Genomic DNA, 19,156 nt, shown 5'->3' on the forward strand with positions numbered 1-19,156 from the left:
TCTTCCAATATAATTGGAAGATTTTTTATTTTAGGAAAGGTTTATAATTTTTGTAACGTTTTTGTAGGGTCTTATACTAATAGACTATATACCAAAAGAAGAGGATCATGATTTACCAATGGTTTTTTACGCTTGAACGGAAGCGTTTAGCGAGAGGAAATAAAAGTAGCATGGATATCGTAACCAGTGTTTTTAAGTGGTTGGGGATCGTTTATGTCGCTTGTATGATGTTGCTAGCTGGAATAGGGATCTATCACGGAATAATAGAAGACGATGCAACAGCATCGCCGATTGAAGTGGTTAGTCGTTATTTACTTTACTATTTTACAATTGAACTTTTTTTTCGCTTTTTCTTGCAAAAAGGGCCTGTTGCCAGTATTAAGCCTTATTTAATACTCAACATACCACGATCGAAAATCGTTACTTTTTATGTAGGAAAGACGTTTTTGAGTGCATTTAATATCATTCAACTTTTTTTTGTTCTCCCATTTGTCAGTATAGCGATTGTCGAAGGTGAACCTGTTGTTGCTGTTCTAACTTGGGCGCTGGCCCTTTATAGTATGGTGTTTATGATGCATTGTGTCAATATTTTGATGGGTGCGTATCCGCCTATTTTTTATGCGGTTGTCGGCTTTGTGGCCCTGTGCTTTGGATTGCATTACTACGAAGTTGTTGATCCTACTTTGTATACACAATACCTTTATGTATTGCCTTATCAGTATCCAATTAGCATACTCGGATATCTAGGGCTCTTCATTGGGTTGCTTTGGGGAACACATCGTTTTTTCTTGACGAGAATGTATTTAGACGATCTTGAAAAAGTACGCATCAAAGAAAGTATTACACTAGAAATGAGTTGGCTTGATCGATTTGGTCGTTATGCCAATTTCTTGCGCAATGATATTCGATTAATTGTTCGAAACAAAAGAGCTAGAGTAACGGTGTTGATGAGTGTGGTATTTATGTTCTATGGATTGTTTATGTTTAATACAGTGGATGGAGGAGAGGTGCCTGCTCTTTTTTCTGTATTTCTAGCCTTTTTTTCAACTGGGGGGTTCCTGATGTTATTTGGACAGTATGTGCCAAGCTGGGATTCGTCTTATTACCCCTTATTGATGACGCAAAACGTAATGTATCGCGATTACTTAATGTCTAAGTGGTTGATCATCGTATTGGGAACCTTGGTGTCGACGTTGGTGTGCTTTTTTTATATCCTTATCGATAGGGAACTCTTTTATTTGGTCCTTGCTATGGGAATTTTCAATATGGGAATTAACGGATACTTCGTGTTATGGGGAGGAGCTTATTTGAAAATGCCCATGGATTTAACTGCTGTGAAAAATGTATTTGGAGATGTCAATGCCTTTAATTTACGCGTGATGTTGATTAGTTTTCCCAAAATGATCCTTCCTCTTGTCTTTTACTATATAGGGTCATTAATTTATCCGTTTTGGGGTGGTTTTGCTCTGTTGATTTTGATGGGAATGGCGGGTTTATTCTGCTATTCATTTGCCTTTAAGTACATTGAAAAAATTTATATCCGCGAAAAATATTCGGCTTTAGCCGCTTATAAAAAATAAAAATCCTATGATACAAGTTAATAACTTACGTAAAACATATAACGGAACAACTGTTCTACAATTGGAAACGCTGTCTATCGGCAAAGGAGAAAGTATCGGTTTAGTTGGAAATAATGGAGCGGGAAAAACAACTTTTTTCAGCTTGTTGTTAGATTTGATTCAACCCACCACAGGAACAATTCTTTCGAAAGGGCACAATGTGGCTACTTCAGAGCAGTGGAAAACGTATACCACTTCATTTTTGGATGAAACGTTTCTCATTGGTTACTTGACGGCTGAGGAATACTTTATTTTTTTAGGCACTCTACGAGGGTGGTCTAAGGTTGAGGTAGAGGAATTCGTCAAAGAACACCTGGGGTTCTTTAATGGAGAGGTGTTAGGACAGAAGAAGTACATTCGCGACTTCTCTAAGGGGAACCAAAAGAAAATTGGCATTGTTGCTGCGTTTATTGGCAATCCTGAGCTAGTTATCTTAGATGAACCCTTTGCTAATCTCGATCCTTCTACACAAATTCGACTAAAAGAATTAGTCAAGAAAAAAAAGGAAACCAAAACGATGACGCTGATTATTTCTAGCCACGATTTACAACATACGTATGAAGTATCTGATCGTATTATTGCTTTGGAAAAAGGGCGATTGCTACATGACGTACACACAGAAAAAATTACGTATCAAGAACTAGAAGGTTTCTTTAGTTCAGTAAGCTAAACCTACAGTCTCTATAAAAACAGCGCTTGAAAACAAGCGCTGTTTTTTTTGTAGGTGTTTTCCGAGTATTTTTATTTGTACCATTAAATTGTTCTAAGCGTTTCTTTTGTATTTTGCAGCAAATTAATTTTCTTCGATGCTTAGAAGAAGAAAGGGGATTTGAGCAGTAAACTTTGAGTATGTTGGCAAATAAAGCCTTCTTATTTTTAAGAAAATTTGCATAAAGTATTAAAAAGTGATGTATTTTTACTGTTTGGTTTATACTAAAAGAAAGAAAAAATAGTTGTTATATAAAGTTTAGCCTAGATATTGAAAACAAAGATTGTCATTCGGTTTGGAGGAATTATCCTGCTCTTTATGTCTTTTATAGCGTGTTCTGTAAAAAAGGATAAGATGTTGAATAGAGGCTATCATGCTTTAACGACAAAATACAATATCCTTTTTCACGGTAACGAGTCCTATGTAGAGGCACTTGATGCTTTGAAAGAAGGCTACTTTGACGACTATTGGGAAATTTTACCCATCGAGCGTATCGATATAGAAGTAGATCCCGAAAGAGAATTTGAGCGAGGTGTTTCATTAGAGTCCAAACAAGGAAATGTGTTGGATAACTTAGCTGTAGGAGGAACGAATCTTGGCGGACCGGAGAGCACGGATGGACAAGGGTTTACGCGTGCAGAAAATAAGGCTGTAAAAGCCATTCAAAAACACTCGATGTACATCAAAGGTAGAGAACGCAATAGCCAAATGGCAAATGCCTATCTGTTGCTTGGAAAATCGAGATACTACGACGGGCGTTTTGTCCCTGCCTTAGAGGCTTTTAATTATATTTTATATAAATATCCCGATAGCGATTTAATTGGTGAAGCAAAAGTTTGGCGCGAAAAAACAAACTTGCGTCTGCGCTATGACGATTTAGCGATTAAGAACTTGAAAGAGCTATTGAGAGAACGCAAAGGTCGCTTGAATAAACAGGTAGAATCAGATGCGTATGCCATGCTGGCGCAAGGATATATCAATTTAGAACAGTTAGATAGCGCAAGTACGGCTTTAACATCGGCCGTAGCTTTGGTGTCTTCATCGGAAGAAAAAGCAAGGTATAATTTCATCCTAGGGCAATTAAATGGACGTATAGGAAAGAAAGAAGAGGCAAAAAATAATTTTGACGCCATCTTGGAGATGAATCGAAAAGCACCGCGAACCTATACAATACACGCATATGCTGAGTTGTTTGAGTTAGAAGGTGCGACAAAACTTGACTCTGTAGCCTTTCTTAAGCAGTATAACAGTTTGTTGAAAGATAGAGAAAACAGGCCTTTTTTGGACGTGTTAAACCGTCAAGTTGGTCTTTTTTATCGCGATATTGGCAAACAAGAACAGGCTTTAGTCTATTTGAAGGTGGCAGTGAAAGAAGGACAACAGGACAAGCAATTGAAAGCCAAAAACTTTTTGAGTATTGCTGACATTTACTTTAATTCGGCGGGTTATGCCGTTGCAGGGCAATATTATGACAGTGCAATTGCCTTACTTCCTCCTAAAGCAAAAGAAACATTTAGAATAACGAAACGCAGAGAATCACTGCGTGAAGTGGTTGATTTAGAGGTGATAGCAAGTACGAACGATAGTATTCTACACTTAGTATCGCTTTCGGAAGAAGGGAGAGCTGCTTATTTTCAAGCCTATATTGATGCTTTGCGCAAGGAAGATTTTAGAAAAATACAAAGCAACTTAGCACAAGGGGCCAATACGGGTGCTGACTTTTTTAATGTGGCTAATTTTGGGGAGGCTATTGAAAAATCTTTCGGAGAAACCAATTTCGGAAGTATGGGTGGAAAAACAACGTTTTACTTCTACTCTAATCAAGCAATAACTCGCGGTCGTCAAGACTTTAAGCGCCGTTGGGGGAATCGTACGTTGACGGATAACTGGAGGTGGAGTGCGATGCAATCATCCGCTGCATTAGGAAGCGATGAAGAAGAGCAAGTAGCTGCTAACGCTGGAAATAGTGGAACTTCAAATCCGAAAGCAGATGATTTCGTCGATCCACGTTATGAACTAGATACCTATGTAAGTAAAATACCAACAGATAGCACTCAAATTGCCAAGTTGAAAGACGATAGAGATTTGGCTTATTTTGAACTAGGTGCAATTTACAGTGAGCGCTTTGGAAAAATTGTTGAAGGAATAGACCGTTTAGAACAGTTGTTGTTGTTTGATCCAAAAGAGCGTTTGATTCTTCCAACGATGTATAAATTGTACAAGTTGTATCAAGAAATAGATCCAATAAAAGCAGCGCAAATGAAAGCGCGTATTATCGAAGAGCATCCAAACTCTCGTTATGCTAAATTAATGCAGAATCTAAACGTTGAAAATGACGGTGATCTGTCACCTGAGCAAATATATGCTGGTATTTATCAAGTATTTAGGGCAGAGAATTTTGAAGAAGCGCAAGCCATGATGAAAAATGCGCTTGAAAATATTGATGATGAGTACGTTAGTAAGTTTGAACTCCTCAATGCTATGATGATTGCACGCACAGAAGGTTTAGTGCCTTATAAAGAGGCGTTGAACTACTTGGCATTGACGTATAGTACTACTGCAGAAGGACGAGAAGCAGCGCAGTTGTTGGAAAATGTAATCCCTGCGTTAGAAGGTAAAAAATTCTCTAGTACAGATTCTAATAACTGGAAAATTATTGTGGCAGTGCCTATAGATCAAACGGCTAATTTTACTGCGATAAAAACCAATATGCAGCGTTTCGCTGGAGTAGAGGCAGGAACGGGGTTGAAATTTACAGAAGATTATTATACGAAATCGACGAAGATATATGTATTACACGGGTTTAAATCCAAAGTAGAAGCAGAGCAAATGATTGGTCGTTTGGGCGATGATCCATCTTATCTCTCTATTATGCATGAAGATTATGCCGTTATCCAAATTAAAAAGAATTTACAGGAATATAAAGCTCCACTGCAAGTGGGGTCTAATTAAATTGTATTGACAATGTTTGATAAATCGAAAAAGAAAGCAAAAGGAACAGGATTAGATTTGTTGGGACAAACAAATCGCATTGTAGAAGGAACAACGATTAAAGGGGATATTGAAGCAATAGCGGATATCCGAATTGACGGGGTTATTGAGGGAAATGTGGTTGTTAAAGGACGACTAGTGTTGGGGCCTATAGCGAGAATTGTAGGAGATATCAGTTGTGAAAATAGTGAGATTGAAGGGGAGATAGTAGGTAATATTCTAGTGAATGATCTATTGACAGTGAAATCTGCTGCACGAATTAAAGGAGATATCAGAGTAGGACGCCTAGCCGTTGAACCAGGAGCCAAGATTGACGTTAAATGTCAAATGGTTGGCAATGAACAACGATCGTAATGACAGACAAGAAATCACCTAACAAGTGGTTATCTCTAATTAATATCCCCATTCAAATGGGGATAATTATTTATTTATCACACCTGTTAGGTACTTGGTTAGATGATAGATACGGATTTGAAAATGCAATTGCAAATAAAATTTGTACGTTAGTAGGAGTAGGTTTAGCTTTGTACCAAGTAATCAAACAAGTCAATCAGTTAAATAAATAAAACAATGGACAAAGAAACACTACAAATTGGATTAAAACTTTTTATTGGTTTAGTCGTGGTATTCGCCTTGCACTATGCAGTGATCGCTTTTACAGATGCGGGAAACGCTCTACTTGAACTCGGTTATAGTTTAGAAAAGTTTTACGGATTTGAAATGGTCTTTTCTATTATCATCTTTTTTGCTCTATTTGGAATCAAAAATAGTCTGCCTAATAATTTGGGTTTTGTCTTTTTGGGATTCATTACTTTGCGATTAATTGCGAGTTATTTATTCGCAAAAGAGGGGTTGAATCACGAAATGGCTGACGAAGGATTTAAATACAATTTTTTACTCATTGTGTTGGTTTTCCTTGGCGGGGATGCATTTGTCGCCTATAGTATTTTAAATAAGAATACTACGTCAGGAGAAACTAAGTAAAAAAAGTTTGATATAAAGGTATGATAATACAAGAATTATTGTACTTTTGCACAAAATTTTAGGAACCAAAATATTCAAGAAGTTAAGATATGGTGACTCTCAAGAAATCACTGAATTTATTAGCAGCTGTTTTATTTACAGCCTCGTCGGTATTTTCGTACGCGCAAACTACTACTCAAAAACTTGAAAACTCAATTCAAGAAACTGAGCAATCTGTTGAAGAAACCCTTGAAGTAGTTGAAGGGGAAAGAGTAGGGACTCCTGCTGAAATGACGCAGGCTGAGAAAGTTCAAGCTCATATTACCCATCACTTAGCAGATGATTATTCATTTGTTTTCTTTTCTGATGAAGAGACAGGTAAAAACTATGGTTTTTCATTGCCAGTTATCTTAATCGACAACGGTCTTAAAATCTTCATGTCTTCAGAATTCGACTACGGGAAAAAAGTAGTAGAAAAAGACGGACAATTCTACAAGCTATATCACAGTAAGATATACAAAACGGATGCGGAAGGTACGATTGAGTACGATGAAGCACACCACCCAATCAATGAGAAACCACTTGATTTCTCTATCACAAAGAACGTAGCTTCTTTACTCTTCACTACAATTTTAATGTTTGTCCTTTTCTTAGGATTAGCAAAAACATACAAAAACGGACCAAACAACTTGCCAAAGGGTATTGCTAGAGGGTTAGAGCCTTTAGTGCTTTATGTACGCGATGAGATGGCTGTGCCAAATATTGGTAAAGCGAAATACAAAAAGTTTATGCCATACTTGTTGTCTGTGTTCTTCTTGATTTTCATTTTAAACATCTTGGGGCTAACTCCACTAGGATTTAACGTAACTGGAAATATTTCTGTAACCGTATGTTTGGCAATTTGTACATTCTTTATTGTACATTTTTCTGCAAACAAAGACTACTGGAAACATATGTTTTGGATGCCAGGTGTACCAGTGCCAATGAAATTGATGTTGATGCCAATCGAGATTTTAGGTGCAATCATTAAACCGTTCTCTTTAATGGTGCGTTTATTCGCTAACATTACAGCAGGACACTCGGTAGTATTCGGATTGATCGCTATCATCTTCGTGATGAAAGAAGCGTTAGGAACAGGTGGAGCGATTGGAATCGGATTCTTCTTGTCAACGTTCTTAGTTGTATTGGAGATTTTAGTAGCCTTCTTACAAGCGTTTATCTTTACGATGTTATCGTCATTATTTATTGGAATGGCTGTAGCAGATCACGATCACGAAGAGGCACATTAATAAAAGAGTAATAAAAATTAGAGTATAAATAAATTTGTTTAATTAATATTAAATTCAATACTATGACAATTCCAACTATCATTGGTGCAGGTTTAATCGTAATCGGAGCTGGTTACGGTTTAGGTAAAATTGGTTCTTCTGCAATGGACGCTATTGCTCGTCAACCAGAAGCTGCTGGAAAAATCCAAACTGCAATGATTATCATTGGAGCTTTATTGGAAGGTTTAGCATTCGGTGCTTTAATCTTAGGTAAATAATCCAAGTCAGTACAAAGAGTTTATCTGCAACGGTTGGTTGCAGGTAAACTTCTTATTTTAATTAAACAAAATCAGGTATTAAAAAGTATAATTTTAGATAATGGATAAGTTAATTAACGATTTCAGTTTTGGACTATTTTTCTGGCAACTAATTATTATGATAGTAATTGTTGTTATCTTAGGAAAATTCGCGTGGAAACCAATTGTAAATGCTTTAGAAGCTCGTGAAGAGGGAATCACTGATGCATTAGCAGCTGCAGAAAACGCTAAAAGAGAAATGGCTAATTTAAAAGCAGATAACGAAAAGTTATTAGCTGAAGCTCGTGCTGAGCGCGATACTTTACTAAAAGAAGCTCGTGAGATCAAAGAAAAATTGATCGCTGATGCTAAAACAGAAGCAGAAGCACAGGGTGAAAAATTAATCGCTCAAGCAAAAGCTACAATTGAAAGCGAGAAAGCTGCGGCTATTCTTGATTTAAAAACTCAAGTTTCATCAATTTCAATTGAAATCGCTGAAAAATTATTGAAAGATCAATTATCTAACAAAGAAGCTCAAACACAATTAGTTGAGAAAATGTTAGATGATGTAAAATTAAACTAATATCACTATGGTAAGCACAAGAGCTGCGGCACGTTATGCAAAAGCAATGCTTGAGGTTTCTTTGGAAAAAGGAAATGTTGATGCTATCAATGGGGATATGATCCTTATTTCTCAATCAATAACTCAAAGCACTGAGTTGAAGGCGTTTTTAGCAAACCCTCTCGTTAAAGATCAGTTGAAATTAAATGCTTTAGTAGAAGTATTTGCAACGGTAAACGAAAGTGTGAAAGAACTCTTCAAACTATTAAAAGCAAATAGTAGATTTGAAATCCTTGAAGCAACGGCTTTGGAGTTTCAAAAACAGTACGATTTGTATAAAGGTATTGAGAAAGTAACTGTTACTACAGCAATGCCAATCGATGCTAACCTTGAAGCTAAAGTTTTAGCTAAAATTAAAACGTTAGCACCAGGGAAAGAAGCTGTAATTACAAATATTGTAGATGAGTCAATTTTAGGAGGATTTATCTTGAAAATTGGAGATTTACAATACAATGCTTCTTTAGCAAATCAATTACAAGTATTAAAAAGAGAATTAATTAAGTAAAAAAAATCACCGCACGAATTTTTCGTGTATAAACATAGATAAAAATGGCGGACATTAAACCAGCTGAAATTTCAGCGATTTTAAAGAAACAATTATCTGGATTTAGCTCTGAAGCTTCTTTAGAAGAAGTTGGTACAGTACTAGAAGTTGGAGATGGAGTTGCTCGTGTTTACGGGTTAACTAATGCAGAGTACGGAGAGCTTGTTGTATTTGACAACGGTTTAGAGGCAATGGTACAAAACTTAGAAGAAGACAACGTAGGTATTGTATTGTTAGGTTCTTCTGTTGGTGTAAGCGAAGGTGCTACAGTAAAAAGAACAGGTCGTATCGCTTCTCTACGCGTAGGAGAGAAAATGGTAGGACGTGTTGTTAATACGTTAGGACAACCAATCGATGGTAAAGGTCCTATCGAAGGTGATTTATATGAAATGCCATTGGAGCGTAAAGCACCTGGTGTTATCTACCGTCAACCGGTAACTGAACCATTGCAAACCGGTATCAAAGCGATTGACGCGATGATCCCAGTTGGACGTGGACAACGTGAGTTGGTTATTGGTGACCGTCAAACAGGAAAAACAACCGTTTGTATCGATACAATTCTAAATCAAAAAGAATTCTATGATGCAGGTCAACCTGTTTACTGTATCTATGTTGCTATTGGACAAAAAGCTTCAACTGTTGCAGCTATCGCTAAAACACTAGAAGAAAAAGGTGCAATGGATTATTCAATCATCGTTGCGGCTAACGCATCAGATCCTGCTCCAATGCAAGTTTATTCTGCTATGGCAGGTGCGGCTATCGGAGAGTATTTCCGTGATACAGGTCGTCCAGCTTTGATTATTTATGATGATTTATCGAAACAAGCAGTTGCTTACCGCGAGATGTCTTTGATCTTGAGAAGACCACCGGGACGTGAGGCTTACCCTGGAGACGTTTTCTATCTTCACTCAAGATTGTTAGAAAGAGCGGCTCGTGTTATTGGTGATGATGAAATCGCTAAAAACATGAATGATTTGCCTGAGTCAATCAAACCTTTCGTTAAAGGTGGTGGATCTTTAACTGCTTTACCTATCATTGAAACGCAAGCAGGTGACGTTTCTGCATATATTCCAACAAACGTAATTTCAATTACGGATGGACAAATTTTCTTAGAGTCTGACTTATTCAACTCTGGGGTACGTCCAGCAATTAACGTAGGTATTTCTGTATCGCGTGTTGGAGGTTCTGCTCAAATTAAATCAATGAAAAAAGTAGCAGGTACTTTAAAATTAGACCAAGCGCAATTCCGTGAGTTAGAAGCTTTCGCGAAATTTGGTTCTGATTTAGATGCAGCTACAATGAACGTTATTTCAAAAGGTCAACGTAACGTTGAAATCTTGAAACAAGCAGTGAACGATCCTTATACAGTAGAAGATCAAGTAGCAATTATCTATGCGGGTTCTAAAAACTTATTGAGAAATGTTCCTGTAAACAAAGTGAAAGAGTTTGAAAAAGATTTCATCGAAGCTCTTAACACACGTCATAGAGATATTTTAGATCAATTAAAAGCAGGTAAATTCGGAGACGAACAAACTAGCGTTTTAGAGAAAGTAGCTAAAGAATTAGCTTCAAAATATTAAGAATTTTTTGAAAGAGTTTAAGCTTGCTACAAGCTTATTCTCTTTCTGAATTATATACGTTTTCAAATGGCAAATCTTAAAGAAATACGCAATAGGATTTCTTCTATTGGATCTACAATGCAGATTACATCTGCAATGAAAATGGTGTCAGCAGCTAAATTGAAAAAAGCGACTGATACGATTACAGCTATGCGTCCTTATTCAGAGAAGCTAACTGAGATTATTCAAAATGTTAGTTCTACTTTAGAAGGAGAGAATTCAGGTGTATATTCGCAAGTTAGAGAGGTAAAAAATGTATTGTTCATTACAGTAACTTCTAATAGAGGATTATGTGGTGGTTTCAATGCCAACATTATTAAACAGATCAATGTATTAGCGGATTCAGAGTTTAAAGGTGCTAATATTGATTTATTGACAATCGGTAAAAAAGGATTTGATATCCTTAAAAAGTCATATACTGTTGTTGATAATCAAAGTTCACTATACGATCATTTCGATTTCGACCATACAGCGGTTATTGCAGAACATGTAATGGAAGCTTTTGTGAATGAGAAATATGACTCCATCCAAATTGTATATAACCAGTTTAAAAATGCCGCTACTCAAATCGTAGTTACAGAGCAATTTTTGCCATTATTGCCAATAGAAACAGAAGCAAGTGAAGCAGCATCAGATTACATCTATGAACCTTCAAAAGAAGAGATCATTGAAACTTTAATCCCCTTGTCGTTAAAAACGCAAATGTTTAAAGCAATCGCTGACTCAGTAGCTTCAGAGCATGGGGCGCGTATGACTGCGATGCACAAAGCGACAGATAACGCACAAGAATTGAGAGATGCGTTGAAATTAACTTACAACAAAGCTCGTCAAGCTGCAATTACAAATGAAATTTTAGAGATTGTTGGTGGTGCAGAAGCATTAAAAAACTAATCGAAAATAGATTATACTTTAAAAAAAGGCTGTCTCTTAGAGACAGCCTTTTTTGTTTTAGTACGTATCGTTTATTCAAAATATATACTATCAATAAGCAGTTCATAGGTTGATCCACTTCCCGTTTTTAACGAGAAGACATCTCCTTCACCTGTACTGTTATAGGCTGTATCACTTAAATCGAGCGTCAATTTTACCCATTGCCCCCCTGTATCAATGCTGCCATTGTATTGATTGGTTGTAAATTTTGAAAGTTCGAGATTCTCTGTGCCGACAATACCAGCGTTAAACGGATCATAGCCACCAGCGGCTTTGTTGACATTGAATGAAAGAGATTTGGATGTAGATGTTCCTTTGATCCAAACGACGACTTTGGTTTTCCCAGCGAGTACTTCTTTGTTTGTAATGGTAAAAACGTAGTCGTTTCCAGTTGTGGTCCCGGAGAGTTTCATGGCGTCTTTTCCATTTCTTCCTTGACCAGGTGCGTGTGTTGCATAAGGTTTTAGTCCAAAGTTGTTTAAAGTACCTACAAATCCATCCCATGCATTGAAATCAGCCACGACGAGTGGATCTCCTGGTTCTGGATCAACAGGTCCTTCACCGCCATCGTCTTCTACTGGTGTTCCGTCTTCAAATCGAATCTCGTCTATAACAAGGTCATAGTCGGCTTCATTTCCATTTCTGAAGCTAATGAATGTTCCCGTTCCAGATGTATGGTAATCGCCGTTTAAAGGGCTTAAATCGAGTGTAATCTTCACCCATCTATCGTTGGTATCTATTGTTCCTCCATAGATGTTGGTTGTGTTTCCTGATGGAATTCCATTATACTCTGTTTCTGTCATGTTGGGTTGGAGTACTTTGCTAGTCGTTACACTTTCGAGGTTATAGGCGTAGTAGTTGACTCCATTGGCTTTGTGTATGTTGATTGATAGTGATTTAGCTGCTTTTCCTTTCATCACAAAGGATAGCTTGGTCGCATCTGTTGGCATTTTTACGTGCTCTACTGAAAATAGATAACCGTTCTTTACACGTGATCCTTTTACGGCTAATCCCGTTGAATTATTCCAGCCTTGTCCAGTTGCTTTTTGCGCTGTAGCATCGCTCAATTGATTTTTGAAAATCACCCCTAAGAACGCATCCCAATCTTCAAAATCTGCCCCTGGAAAAGCCAAGTATTTGCCTAGTTCTACCTCTCCCGGGTCTACTGGTCCTTCATCATCGCCAAAGGGTTCCTCTTTTAAGTTAATATCTTCTAATACACGAGGGTAGAATTGAACTACATTATTGAATATATCTACAATACCCGTAATGGATCCACTGTATTTGGGAATCTCATAGGGTACAAAATCGCTAGCGTATTGACTCGTTCTAACGAAGAAGGTGCGATTGTCTTTGTCTACCATTTCTCTTAAGGTTTGACCTTGACTATCGACATCGGTCTTATCATATAGCGTTTTTCCAACCACTTTTCGATTGAATTGCACGTCTTTTATGGTTACCAATCTCCCTTTGTATTGCTCTTTTTTCTCATTGAGTTCTGCTAGTGTGATAACCGGATTGTAGGTGTTGAAGTTTGATACAGGTTTACAATATTTGCCAATAAACTTGTCAATGGATCCTTTGGGAATCGATGTTGTGTACTTACCGTTTGTGCCACCACCAACATTGAGAACATCGTAACTGGTATTGAAGTACAAGCCACCCAAGCGAATGTAAAGAATCGTTCCTGGTGGATATTGAACGAAAGAAGTGCTGTTTTCTAAGTTTATAACCAGTGGTTTTTGTGTGTTCTCATCAACAAGGTGAATTTTGTTGTGAAAGTTCCCGCCTTTATCACTGGAAACAACTACGCCTTTTAGTATATCTTGAGGGTCTCCACTATAGGGTTTTACTGTTATTTCGGCTAATGCATATAGATCGTCAATAGTCTTGTTGATCGTTACCTTCGGTTCCTCACAATTTAAAGACGGAACGGAAAAGTCGTCGTTCTTGGCACAACTCGAGAGTAAAATCCCGGCTAGTGCGACAAAAAATATAGATTTAAATATCGTTTTCATAGTTAAGAATTTAGAAGTTGTAGTAAACATTTACAAAGAAATTACGGCCATATCCATAAAAATATTTGTTGCCAAATCGATTATAAGGACCACTGTTTCGTTCTATCTCTTGCTTGTAGTTTGCATTTCTTGCCTGTTCGAATCCGCCTGTTTTGTAAACCCTATTGAATACATTGTTGATTGAAGCAAAGAAGCCTACAATAGTTCTATTGGGTAATCGCCACGATTTACCTCCAGTAATATTGACAAGGGTAAAATCATTTAGTTTCTCTTGTCTTAAAATTTGGCGCAATTTTTCGTCTGTAACATCCGTGAATGGTTGACCAGGTGTTGTAGGGTCTAAAACGAAGTTTCGCGTTCTTCTAAGAGCGGATACGTCCGTATAAGCATCAGCCATATAGTTTACGTTCGCACCTACAAACCAAAAAGCGGGGTCTCTATACTCTAAACCTAGTGATAAAGCCGTTTGTGGACCGTTAGAGAGCTTGTATTTCTTAAGGGCTGCTTCTCCATAGTCAAAGGTACGCGATAGATTGTCTGAGGATAAATATACATTGGGATTACTCGTGTAAAAAGCTTGTCCAAGTGCGGCGGCAGCTGAAGCTTTCAAGGTAGGGGTAAGCTGATATTCTGCACCGATTTCTAAACCGAGATGCCTTTTGTCAATACCTGTTAGTACCTCAGATACAAAACTGTTACCATTGTTGTATAGTTCTCCATTCTCATCCCTTAGACCAGCACCATCAGCAAAGTAAAAATTAATCTCTGTACTGTTGTGGATTTCAGAAAAATAACCCGTTATCCTTGCTTTTAGCTTTGGCGTGCGCAAGATATAGCTACCATCTACACTAAAAATAGCTTCATTTTGGGGTGAAGGTACTAGTGCATTGTTTACGCGTATATTGGCAAAGGTATTTTTAATCGTGGGAGCTTGTTCGTGATAAGAAATATTGAGATCCAAAGCGTGTTTACCTGTGATTTGATACGTAGCACCCCCTTTAAAACCAAAGGTTGTGAAGTCTGTATGTCCGCTTTTTCCATAGGAATTGTTCATGTACACGGGGTTCTTATACAATCCTTCTCGTTGGTAATTGGTGTACCCAAGATTTGATGCAAAATAAAAATCAAGGGGGCCGTAATCAAATACAAGTTGAGCAAATGCATCAAAGATATCGGCATAAAGCTTATAGTTGTACCCAAATTTATCTCCTTCTTTGACACGTCTATTAGGGTTGTTACTGTCTTTATCTTGCAATTGGGGATCTTGATACGTATCAATGTCTAAATAGTACCAACCTCCTAATAAATCGGTTAGTTTTTGGTAATTCGTAGACGTCAGTTTTCGATAGTTTATGCCCGCATCCAAAGTAATATTGTCGTCTAATTTTCGCTTGAAAGAAGAATTCAATGCGACTATTTTTTCTTGTTGACGATCTTCGTATAGTACGATCTTACTTCGACCGTCAAAACTGTTATTGATCGCATAGATATTAGACCAATCCACTTGTCCATCTTCAATGAAAGAAACGCGGTTTTCCTCTGCATTTTTTAAAGCGGATAGGGTGTTGACTTTCATCGGATTGTTAGGAGAAAGGGCGTCGAATTGATCTTGTGATAGGGTCCAATAGGAAGGATCAATTTGCGTGGTGTAATAACTAGGTAAGTTCTTGTAGTAGGTCGGGTCGGGATTTAGGTTATTTTGGTAACTAAATCGACTATCTGCAATATACCCAAATTGATAGGAAGCGGTCGTAGTTAAAGATGTTTTCTCATCCATATTCCAATAATGGGTCAGCATAAAAATAGGCTGTTCAATGGCTCGATAGCGAGAGGTGCGTTTGTCACCTTCCTGCCAGCCCCAATAGGAATTGTACTTAAAGCCTTTTAGATCAGCTTGTTCTTGGGTGATTGGCGCGTTTTTTCCTCTTTTGTTTTTGGCGTAGATGGCTGAAAAATTCAGACTGTGTTCGTCATTGAATTTCTTTTCTACTGCTGTAAAAAAGGATAGCGCATCGTAATTAGTACCTTCCCAATATCCTTCTTTAGCTCCTCGATAGGATCCTGCAACTACATAGGCCCATCCCTTTTTGTTTAAGCCAGAAGAATGCATGAAGGTTGGTCGCCAATTGTAGTTGGTATTAGAGCCTGAAAAAACGGCACGGGATCCTTTTCGAATATGAGAAGCTCGGGTTGAAATGGCTTGCGTTCCCAAAATGCTTCCGTACGTATAATCGGAAGGCTTAGAACCCGAAGAAAACGCTTGATTGCGCATCACATCGTTTAAACCTCCCCAGTTGCTAAATTGCGGTCGACCATCTAAGATGCGGTTCATCACAACACCGTTGATTAGTGTTTTTCCATACTCGTTGTTTAGTCCACGAACCTTAAAAAAAGATTGCCCCCAGTTGAAGGCTGCTACTTGTTGAAAGGGATCCTTAGTTGCCTGTAATAATCCCGACGACGTATCTGAACCAGAATTGTCATCACTGAGATCATTTTCAGTTAAAGTGATAAAGCCTATTTGGGCTTGAGCCATTAAATCTTCTTCTAGAATAATTTCACCTAAATCTTGGGTGTTAGTTCCCTCTCCTGTTACATACAGCTGTAAATTAACGTATCCAGGATAGGATAGTTCCACTGTTTGTTCCTCGGATGAATGGAGTTCTAGAACAAAGATTCCCTCACCGTTTGTTAGAGTCGAAATATTGGTCCCAATGATTCTCGCCTGTACCGCATTAATCGGGATTCGAGATTTGGCATCGAGTACTTTTCCTCTAATTTCATGGTGGTCTTGTGCAAACGTCACCGTTGATATTGCACAAAGCAAAACAAATAAAAGTTTCCTCATAGTGCTAATAATTATTAAAGAGCTAAGTCGAAAAGCCGTATACTTTTCCTAGTAAAGTTAAGTTTTTAAGATAAAAACTACTATTTTTGTGTGAAGTATTTTTCTAAATTACGTTAACTTATGAAGAAAATAGTAAAAATATTGACTTTAGCGTATATTCTAGTAGGACTGGGTATAACGCTTCATGCCCAAGAAAAAAAGTATCAAATCCACACGATTGCTTTTTATAATTGTGAGAATTTATTTGACACCATTCGAGACCCCAAGATTTATGATGAAGAATGGACACCAGATGGGGCACAGGCATGGACCAAAAAGAAATACGAGAAAAAAATTGAGAACCTCACCCGCGTAATGTCGCAAATTGGCACCGATGAAAATCCCAATATGCCTGTTATTATTGGAGTAGCTGAAGTGGAGAATAGAGCCGTATTGGAAGATTTGATTCACGCACCAACTATGCAACCAGGTGATTACGACATTGTACATTATGATTCACCAGATCGTCGGGGTATTGATGTGGGACTACTCTATAGCAAAAAACATTTTTTACCGACACATACTTCTAAACACCCCCTTTACATCTATGATCAGCTCAAGGATAATAAGCGAATTTATACGCGTGATCAACTGTTAGTTACAGGTTTGTTGGATGGAGAAGAAGTTCATTTTATTGTCAATCACTGGCCTTCCCGAGTGGGAGGTGAAAAAGCGAGTAGCCCAAACAGGGAAGCTGCGGCGGCTTTAAATAGGAAAATTATAGACTCCCTTCAAGGAATTAATCCACAGGCAAAAATCATCACGATGGGCGACATGAATGATGGTCCATATAATACAAGTATCAAGAAGGTATTAAATGCCAAAGGCAAAAAGGAAGAGGTGGAACCACAAGGCTTATTTAATCCGATGGAAAAGATGGCAAAGGATGGTTTGGGAACGTTAGCGTATCGCGATGCTTGGGATATTTTTGATCAAATGATACTGACAGAAGCCTATCTACAAGAAGGATATGAGTCTTGGAAATATTGGAAGGCAAGGATCTTTAAAAAACCGTTTATGGTACAGTCTACAGGACAGTATAAAGGATATCCTTTGCGAAATAGCAATAGTGAGCCTGGATTCAGTGATCACTTTCCCGTTTATATTTATCTGATTCGAGAACAACGATAAATAGAAAGCGTGCAATTGCACGCTTTCTTCGTTTGAAACGATATCCTTTTATTAATTGATAGGTTAATCAACTTGCACAGTATCAGCGTGAATCTCAAACCGAATCTCATCGAGCATCAAATCGTAATCACTGGAAATCGTTGCGGTTTTTCCTCCAAAACGGATAGACAGCAGTGGACCTTTTCCCGATTGATTGTAGGCAAAATCACCTAAAGGAAGGATGATTTTAATCCATTCGCCTTGGGTGTTAATGGTTCCTTTGTATTGATTGACGTTGCCCTGTTGATTGGTATGTGGGGTAGGAAGTACAGTTTTACTCTTTTGGACATCCTCCAAATTATAGGCAATAAAATGGCCCATATCGTTGTAGACGTTGATGGAGAGTGATCGCTGACTAGCCGTTCCTTTCAATAAAAAAGAAAGTGCAGTGGCTTGTGGAGGAACCTGTACTGATGAAGCGATAAAGGCATAATCTGTTTTAGTCGGAGAACCTTGAAAAGCCAATCCTGTGGACTGCTCCCATCCCAAACCGATCGCCTGCGTGGCAAATTTTAATCCTGTTTTGCCAATAGAAGCGATAAAATGATCCCATTGCTCAAAGTCGGAACCGGGGAAAGCTACTATAGGACCTGGTTCAACTGGAATCTCCTCTGGCTCGACTTCGCCTGGATTCGTATCTGTTTCGCCTTCGGTTTCTGAAGAAAATCCATCCAAAGGAGGTTGATCGAGTTGAAGGTCTTCTAACACACGGGGATAAAATTGAATTTGTGTGCTGAATACATCGGCAATTCCCGTAATTGTACCACTGTTGGCCGTAATAACATAGTCAACAAAGTCTTTGCTCATTTTTCCGGTTCGAATATAGCAGGTGTTTCCCTTGGCATCTTTTACCTTTCTCAGGGTATATCCTTGCAGATCTACATCAAGTGGATCGTATAGCTTTTTGCCAATTTGACTTGGGTCAAACTGTACGTTTTCTAGGGTAAGCAATTGGCCAACGTGTTGTGCTGTGTTTTGTTTGAGCTCTTCTAGCGAGAGAAGGTGGTTGTATACTGTAAAATCGGATACAGGATTACAATAGGTTTCAATGCATTGTACAATAGCGTTTTTAGCAATGCTTCCAATGTATTGTTTGCCACTAGAAGCAGTGTATATACCACCACCAAAGTTTAATTTGCCATAGCTATTGGTACAATACAGGTTTCCCAATTGGAGTAGGAGTTTGGTACCCGGAGGAAAAGAGGTAAACGATGCTGCCATTTCTAAGTTGATGATGGCAGGGGTTTGCGTTTGTTCCTCTACTACGTAAAGTTTGTTGTAAAAATTTCCGCCTTGATCACTTGAAATAACAATAGCTGTTAATGCATCGGTTTTCGAACCAGGATAGGGGCGAATCTTATCGTCAATGCGTTTGGACACCTCATCTATGGTAGTATTGACCTGACGTACAGGATCAATACAAGTGAGCGAAGGGACAGTAAAATTGTCGTTTTTCGCACAGTTAGTAAAAAGCAGAATGAATAAGAAATTGCCTAGGATTGTATAGTTTTTTTTCATGA

The 19,156-nt window shown here is 38.0% G+C and carries 16 protein-coding genes; 13 read left to right on the forward strand and 3 right to left on the reverse strand.

Going from position 1 to position 19,156, the window contains the following annotated elements:
• Positions 1-107 precede the first annotated feature (107 nt).
• From ACPDG9_RS11460 to atpG, 12 genes are all read left to right on the forward strand, one after another.
• Positions 108-1,580, forward strand: a complete 1,473-nt coding sequence (locus tag ACPDG9_RS11460) for a DUF5687 family protein (protein ID WP_430527883.1) — start codon at positions 108-110, stop codon at positions 1,578-1,580.
• A gap of 7 nt (positions 1,581-1,587) precedes the next feature.
• The gene (locus ACPDG9_RS11465; protein ID WP_430527884.1) at positions 1,588-2,289 is read left to right on the forward strand and encodes an ATP-binding cassette domain-containing protein; all 702 of its coding nucleotides are present in this window, start codon (positions 1,588-1,590) and stop codon (positions 2,287-2,289) included.
• Between the two features lie 393 nt (positions 2,290-2,682).
• Entirely contained in the window at positions 2,683-5,280 is a 2,598-nt protein-coding gene (locus tag ACPDG9_RS11470; protein ID WP_430527885.1) for a tetratricopeptide repeat protein, read from the forward strand.
• Positions 5,281-5,292: 12 nt separating this feature from the next.
• Positions 5,293-5,673, forward strand: a complete 381-nt coding sequence (locus ACPDG9_RS11475) for a bactofilin family protein (RefSeq protein ID WP_430527886.1) — start codon at positions 5,293-5,295, stop codon at positions 5,671-5,673.
• Positions 5,673-5,885, forward strand: a complete 213-nt coding sequence (locus ACPDG9_RS11480) for an AtpZ/AtpI family protein (RefSeq protein WP_430527887.1) — start codon at positions 5,673-5,675, stop codon at positions 5,883-5,885. Before ACPDG9_RS11475 ends, ACPDG9_RS11480 begins: the two co-directional genes overlap by 1 nt.
• Before the next feature lie 4 nt (positions 5,886-5,889).
• Positions 5,890-6,303, forward strand: a complete 414-nt coding sequence (locus tag ACPDG9_RS11485) for a DUF6168 family protein (RefSeq protein ID WP_430527888.1) — start codon at positions 5,890-5,892, stop codon at positions 6,301-6,303.
• An 89-nt stretch (positions 6,304-6,392) separates the two neighbouring features.
• Positions 6,393-7,571, forward strand: a complete 1,179-nt coding sequence (gene atpB, locus ACPDG9_RS11490) for a F0F1 ATP synthase subunit A (protein ID WP_430527889.1) — start codon at positions 6,393-6,395, stop codon at positions 7,569-7,571.
• Positions 7,572-7,633: 62 nt separating this feature from the next.
• Positions 7,634-7,828, forward strand: coding sequence for an ATP synthase F0 subunit C (locus tag ACPDG9_RS11495; RefSeq protein WP_060874638.1), 195 nt, complete (start codon positions 7,634-7,636; stop codon positions 7,826-7,828).
• A gap of 100 nt (positions 7,829-7,928) precedes the next feature.
• The gene (locus tag ACPDG9_RS11500; RefSeq protein WP_182625951.1) at positions 7,929-8,429 is read left to right on the forward strand and encodes a F0F1 ATP synthase subunit B; all 501 of its coding nucleotides are present in this window, start codon (positions 7,929-7,931) and stop codon (positions 8,427-8,429) included.
• Positions 8,430-8,436: 7 nt separating this feature from the next.
• On the forward strand, positions 8,437-8,973 hold the full coding sequence (gene atpH, locus ACPDG9_RS11505) for an ATP synthase F1 subunit delta (RefSeq protein ID WP_430527890.1): 537 nt from the start codon (positions 8,437-8,439) through the stop codon (positions 8,971-8,973).
• A gap of 44 nt (positions 8,974-9,017) precedes the next feature.
• Positions 9,018-10,592: a F0F1 ATP synthase subunit alpha gene (gene atpA / locus ACPDG9_RS11510; protein ID WP_430527891.1), complete on the forward strand. Its 1,575-nt coding sequence runs from the start codon at positions 9,018-9,020 to the stop codon at positions 10,590-10,592.
• 66 nt (positions 10,593-10,658) lie between these two features.
• On the forward strand, positions 10,659-11,522 hold the full coding sequence (gene atpG, locus ACPDG9_RS11515; protein ID WP_430527892.1) for an ATP synthase F1 subunit gamma: 864 nt from the start codon (positions 10,659-10,661) through the stop codon (positions 11,520-11,522).
• A 71-nt stretch (positions 11,523-11,593) separates the two neighbouring features.
• On the opposite strand, the gene ACPDG9_RS11520 is transcribed toward atpG, so the two are convergent.
• Positions 11,594-13,579 carry a DUF5689 domain-containing protein gene (locus ACPDG9_RS11520; protein WP_430527893.1) on the reverse strand — a complete coding sequence of 662 codons (1,986 nt, stop codon included), beginning with the start codon at positions 13,577-13,579 and terminating at the stop codon, positions 11,594-11,596.
• 10 nt (positions 13,580-13,589) lie between these two features.
• Complete coding sequence (locus tag ACPDG9_RS11525) at positions 13,590-16,427, reverse strand: carboxypeptidase-like regulatory domain-containing protein (RefSeq protein WP_430527894.1); 2,838 nt, start codon at positions 16,425-16,427, stop codon at positions 13,590-13,592.
• 120 nt (positions 16,428-16,547) lie between these two features.
• Between ACPDG9_RS11525 and ACPDG9_RS11530 the strand changes: the two genes are divergently transcribed.
• Positions 16,548-17,597, forward strand: coding sequence for an endonuclease/exonuclease/phosphatase family protein (locus ACPDG9_RS11530; RefSeq protein WP_430527895.1), 1,050 nt, complete (start codon positions 16,548-16,550; stop codon positions 17,595-17,597).
• A gap of 63 nt (positions 17,598-17,660) precedes the next feature.
• Here the strand turns inward: ACPDG9_RS11530 and ACPDG9_RS11535 are convergent, their stop codons facing one another.
• Positions 17,661-19,154, reverse strand: a complete 1,494-nt coding sequence (locus ACPDG9_RS11535; RefSeq protein WP_430527896.1) for a DUF5689 domain-containing protein — start codon at positions 19,152-19,154, stop codon at positions 17,661-17,663.
• Positions 19,155-19,156: the final 2 nt, after the last annotated feature.

It is taken from the genome of Myroides sp. C6-3, from assembly GCF_050522425.1.
GTDB lineage: Bacteria > Bacteroidota > Bacteroidia > Flavobacteriales > Flavobacteriaceae > Flavobacterium.

Excerpts from the sequence above, each read along its gene's own strand:
- ACPDG9_RS11465 (WP_430527884.1), top strand. The coding sequence starts at position 1,588 with ATGATACAAGTTAATAACTTACGTAAAACATATAACGGAACAACTGTT.
- ACPDG9_RS11485 (WP_430527888.1), top strand. The coding sequence starts at position 5,890 with ATGGACAAAGAAACACTACAAATTGGATTAAAACTTTTTATTGGTTTA.
- atpB (WP_430527889.1), top strand. The coding sequence starts at position 6,393 with ATGGTGACTCTCAAGAAATCACTGAATTTATTAGCAGCTGTTTTATTT.
- ACPDG9_RS11470 (WP_430527885.1), top strand. The coding sequence starts at position 2,683 with ATGTTGAATAGAGGCTATCATGCTTTAACGACAAAATACAATATCCTT.
- ACPDG9_RS11520 (WP_430527893.1), bottom strand. The coding sequence starts at position 13,579 with ATGAAAACGATATTTAAATCTATATTTTTTGTCGCACTAGCCGGGATT.
- atpA (WP_430527891.1), top strand. The coding sequence starts at position 9,018 with ATGGCGGACATTAAACCAGCTGAAATTTCAGCGATTTTAAAGAAACAA.
- ACPDG9_RS11530 (WP_430527895.1), top strand. The coding sequence starts at position 16,548 with ATGAAGAAAATAGTAAAAATATTGACTTTAGCGTATATTCTAGTAGGA.
- atpG (WP_430527892.1), top strand. The coding sequence starts at position 10,659 with ATGGCAAATCTTAAAGAAATACGCAATAGGATTTCTTCTATTGGATCT.
- atpH (WP_430527890.1), top strand. The coding sequence starts at position 8,437 with ATGGTAAGCACAAGAGCTGCGGCACGTTATGCAAAAGCAATGCTTGAG.
- ACPDG9_RS11500 (WP_182625951.1), top strand. The coding sequence starts at position 7,929 with ATGGATAAGTTAATTAACGATTTCAGTTTTGGACTATTTTTCTGGCAA.
- ACPDG9_RS11495 (WP_060874638.1), top strand. The coding sequence starts at position 7,634 with ATGACAATTCCAACTATCATTGGTGCAGGTTTAATCGTAATCGGAGCT.
- ACPDG9_RS11475 (WP_430527886.1), top strand. The coding sequence starts at position 5,293 with ATGTTTGATAAATCGAAAAAGAAAGCAAAAGGAACAGGATTAGATTTG.
- ACPDG9_RS11525 (WP_430527894.1), bottom strand. The coding sequence starts at position 16,427 with ATGAGGAAACTTTTATTTGTTTTGCTTTGTGCAATATCAACGGTGACG.
- ACPDG9_RS11535 (WP_430527896.1), bottom strand. The coding sequence starts at position 19,154 with ATGAAAAAAAACTATACAATCCTAGGCAATTTCTTATTCATTCTGCTT.
- ACPDG9_RS11480 (WP_430527887.1), top strand. The coding sequence starts at position 5,673 with ATGACAGACAAGAAATCACCTAACAAGTGGTTATCTCTAATTAATATC.
- ACPDG9_RS11460 (WP_430527883.1), top strand. The coding sequence starts at position 108 with ATGATTTACCAATGGTTTTTTACGCTTGAACGGAAGCGTTTAGCGAGA.